The 4,847-nt window shown below is 35.1% G+C and carries 2 protein-coding genes; both read left to right on the top strand.

The window, feature by feature from the left end; genetic code table 11:
• The coding region (uvrB, locus tag IDG60_RS06205) for an excinuclease ABC subunit UvrB (protein WP_206160559.1) at positions 1 to 1,686 on the top strand (1,686 nt) is incomplete at its 5' end.
• A gap of 7 nt (positions 1,687 to 1,693) precedes the next feature.
• Positions 1,694 to 4,540, top strand: coding sequence for an excinuclease ABC subunit UvrA (gene uvrA / locus IDG60_RS06200; RefSeq protein ID WP_000662677.1), 2,847 nt, complete (start codon positions 1,694 to 1,696; stop codon positions 4,538 to 4,540).
• The last annotated feature ends 307 nt before the right edge of the window (positions 4,541 to 4,847 follow it).

Raw genomic sequence — 4,847 nt, 5'->3', positions numbered from 1 at the left:
GAGGCATACGTACCGTCTACTGACACTTTTATTGAAAAAGATGCCTCAATCAATGATGAAATTGATCAACTACGACATTCTGCTACAAGTGCATTATTTGAACGCGATGATGTAATTATTATTGCTAGTGTAAGTTGTATATATGGTTTAGGTAATCCTGAAGAATATAAAGATTTAGTAGTAAGTGTTCGAGTTGGTATGGAAATGGATAGAAGTGAATTACTTAGAAAACTTGTAGATGTGCAATATACACGAAATGACATCGATTTCCAACGAGGAACGTTTCGAGTGCGTGGTGATGTAGTTGAAATATTCCCAGCCTCTAAAGAAGAACTTTGTATAAGGGTTGAGTTTTTCGGCGATGAGATTGACCGTATCCGAGAAGTTAACTACCTAACAGGTGAAGTGTTGAAAGAAAGAGAACATTTTGCGATATTCCCAGCTTCTCACTTCGTAACACGTGAAGAAAAGTTGAAAGTTGCGATTGAACGTATTGAAAAAGAATTGGAAGAACGATTGAAAGAATTACGAGATGAGAATAAATTACTAGAAGCGCAAAGGTTAGAACAGCGTACCAACTATGATTTAGAAATGATGCGAGAGATGGGATTCTGTTCAGGAATTGAAAACTATTCCGTACATTTAACTTTGCGACCACTGGGTTCGACACCGTATACTTTATTGGATTACTTTGGCGATGATTGGTTAGTAATGATTGATGAATCACATGTGACATTACCACAAGTTCGAGGCATGTATAACGGAGACAGAGCGCGTAAACAAGTTTTGGTGGATCATGGATTTAGATTACCGAGTGCATTAGATAACCGTCCACTTAAATTTGAAGAATTTGAAGAAAAGACAAAACAACTTGTGTATGTATCTGCAACGCCTGGACCATACGAAATTGAACATACGGATAAGATGGTTGAACAAATTATTCGTCCTACTGGTTTACTGGATCCTAAAATTGAGGTTAGACCTACTGAAAATCAAATTGACGATTTATTAAGTGAAATTCAAACAAGGGTTGAGCGTAATGAACGCGTACTTGTTACAACGCTCACTAAAAAGATGAGTGAAGATTTAACCACATACATGAAAGAAGCGGGTATTAAAGTTAATTATCTGCATTCAGAAATCAAGACATTAGAACGAATCGAAATAATTAGAGACTTACGAATGGGTACATATGATGTTATCGTAGGTATTAATTTATTAAGAGAGGGTATTGATATACCAGAAGTTTCTCTAGTTGTCATATTAGATGCAGATAAAGAAGGATTTTTACGTTCTAACCGCTCATTAATTCAAACAATAGGTAGAGCTGCGCGTAACGATAAAGGTGAAGTCATTATGTATGCCGATAAAATGACTGATTCGATGAAGTATGCAATTGATGAGACACAACGTCGTCGAGAAATACAGATGAAACATAATGAAAAACATGGTATTACACCTAAAACAATTAATAAAAAAATACATGATTTAATTAGTGCTACTGTTGAAAATGACGAAAATAATGACAAAGCACAAACTGTGATACCTAAGAAGATGACGAAAAAAGAACGTCAAAAGACAATCGACAATATAGAAAAAGAAATGAAACAAGCAGCGAAAGATTTAGATTTCGAGAAAGCTACAGAATTAAGAGATATGTTATTTGAATTAAAAGCAGAAGGGTGACAAGTAAATGAAAGAACCATCCATAGTAGTAAAAGGTGCTCGTGCGCATAACTTGAAAGATATTGATATCGAACTACCTAAAAATAAATTAATTGTTATGACAGGTTTATCTGGGTCAGGTAAATCGTCATTAGCATTCGATACTATATATGCTGAAGGACAACGACGTTATGTTGAATCATTAAGTGCCTATGCGCGTCAATTTTTAGGCCAAATGGACAAACCAGATGTTGATACAATTGAAGGATTATCGCCAGCAATTTCAATAGATCAAAAAACAACAAGTAAAAATCCAAGATCAACTGTAGCAACAGTAACAGAAATATATGATTATATACGTTTGTTATATGCACGTGTTGGTAAACCTTACTGTCCAAATCACAATATAGAAATTGAATCGCAAACAGTACAACAAATGGTTGACCGCATTATGGAATTAGAGGCACGTACAAAGATTCAATTATTAGCACCTGTCATCGCTCATCGTAAAGGTAGTCATGAAAAGCTAATCGAAGATATTGGTAAAAAAGGTTATGTACGTTTAAGAATCGATGGCGAAATTGTTGATGTAAATGATGTACCTACTTTAGATAAGAACAAGAATCATACAATAGAAGTTGTTGTAGACCGATTAGTTGTTAAAGATGGAATTGAAACACGACTAGCTGACTCTATAGAAACTGCGTTAGAGCTTTCAGAAGGACAATTAACAGTTGATGTCATTGACGGGGAAGACCTTAAGTTTTCAGAAAGCCATGCTTGTCCTATATGTGGATTTTCAATCGGAGAGTTAGAACCAAGAATGTTTAGCTTTAACAGTCCTTTTGGTGCTTGTCCGACATGTGATGGCTTAGGCCAAAAGTTAACAGTCGATGTAGACTTGGTTGTTCCCGACAAAGATAAGACGCTAAACGAAGGTGCAATAGAACCTTGGATACCGACGAGTTCTGATTTTTATCCAACATTGTTAAAACGTGTTTGTGAAGTTTATAAAATCAATATGGATAAACCTTTTAAAAAGTTAACAGAACGTCAACGTGATATTTTATTGTATGGTTCTGGTGACAAAGAAATTGAATTTACATTTACACAACGTCAAGGTGGTACTAGAAAACGAACAATGGTTTTCGAGGGTGTAGTTCCTAATATAAGTAGACGATTCCATGAATCTCCTTCAGAATATACACGTGAAATGATGAGTAAATATATGACCGAACTACCTTGTGAAACTTGTCATGGAAAGCGATTGAGTCGTGAAGCGTTATCTGTTTATGTAGGTGGTTTAAATATTGGTGAAGTAGTCGAATATTCAATCAGTCAAGCGCTGAACTATTATAAAAACATTGATTTGTCAGAACAAGATCAAGCGATTGCAAATCAAATATTGAAAGAAATTATTTCCCGACTCACTTTTTTAAATAATGTGGGACTTGAATATTTAACGCTAAACAGAGCTTCAGGTACACTTTCAGGTGGTGAAGCACAACGTATTCGATTGGCAACGCAAATTGGGTCGCGTTTGACTGGTGTCTTATATGTATTAGATGAGCCATCAATTGGACTGCATCAAAGAGATAATGATCGATTAATTAATACACTTAAAGAAATGAGAGATTTAGGAAATACTTTAATTGTAGTTGAACACGATGATGATACAATGCGTGCGGCTGATTACTTAGTGGATATAGGGCCTGGTGCTGGTGAACATGGAGGACAAATTGTGTCTAGTGGGACACCTCAAAAGGTAATGAAAGATAAAAAATCATTAACAGGACAATACTTGAGTGGTAAGAAACGTATTGACGTACCTGAATATCGCAGACCGGCTTCAGATCGTAAAATTTCTATACGTGGAGCTAGAAGCAACAATCTTAAAGGGATTGATGTGGACATACCACTATCAATCATGACGGTTGTTACAGGTGTATCAGGTTCTGGTAAAAGCTCATTAGTAAATGAAGTATTATACAAATCATTAGCTCAAAAAATTAATAAATCTAAAGTAAAGCCAGGATTGTACGATAAGATTGAAGGTATTGATCAACTTGATAAAATTATTGATATTGATCAATCACCGATAGGTAGAACGCCACGCTCTAATCCAGCAACATATACTGGTGTGTTTGATGATATACGTGATGTGTTTGCGCAAACAAATGAAGCTAAAATTCGAGGATATCAAAAAGGGCGTTTTAGTTTTAATGTAAAAGGTGGACGCTGTGAAGCTTGTAAAGGTGACGGTATTATTAAAATTGAAATGCATTTTTTACCTGATGTTTATGTTCCTTGTGAAGTGTGTGATGGTAAACGATATAATCGTGAGACACTAGAGGTTACTTACAAAGGTAAAAATATTGCTGACATTTTAGAAATGACTGTTGAAGAAGCAACACAATTTTTTGAAAATATTCCTAAGATTAAGCGCAAGTTACAAACACTAGTTGATGTTGGTCTTGGATACGTCACATTAGGTCAACAAGCTACAACGTTATCAGGTGGTGAGGCTCAACGTGTGAAACTTGCATCTGAACTTCATAAACGTTCAACTGGTAAATCTATTTATATCCTAGACGAACCAACAACAGGGTTACATGTTGACGATATTAGCAGATTATTAAAAGTATTAAATCGATTAGTTGAAAATGGTGACACTGTTGTAATTATTGAACATAACCTAGATGTTATCAAAACAGCAGACTATATTATCGACTTAGGTCCTGAAGGTGGTAGTGGCGGTGGTACTATTGTTGCGACTGGCACACCCGAAGATATTGCTCAGACAAAGTCATCATATACAGGAAAGTATTTAAAAGAAGTACTTGAACGAGATAAACAAAATACTGAAGATAAATAAGATTAAAAGAAGTGAAGGATGTTATAAATTTATCCTTCGCTTCTTTTTATTAATTTAGTAATGAATAGTAGAAAGAAAAGATGCGTAAAAAGAATTATGTTAAGATAGGGTCAATCTAGAGTAGTTAAACATAAATCGAACTGGGAGTGGGACAGAAATGATAAAGAATCACTAATGATTTATTATGTAGTGGTTCTTTGTCATTAGCCACAGCTATTGTGTACTTAAAAATAGGAATGCATGAGTGCAACTCATGCATAAGAAATACTAATTTCTAAAGAAAAAGTATTTCTTTATGTTGGGGCCC

This window comes from Staphylococcus sp. EG-SA-2 (assembly GCF_017152085.1).
This window is presented reverse-complemented; position numbering and strand designations above follow the sequence as displayed.

Coding starts and splice junctions, on each gene's coding strand:
- uvrA (WP_000662677.1), top strand. CDS start 1,694: ATGAAAGAACCATCCATAGTAGTAAAAGGTGCTCGTGCGCATAACTTG.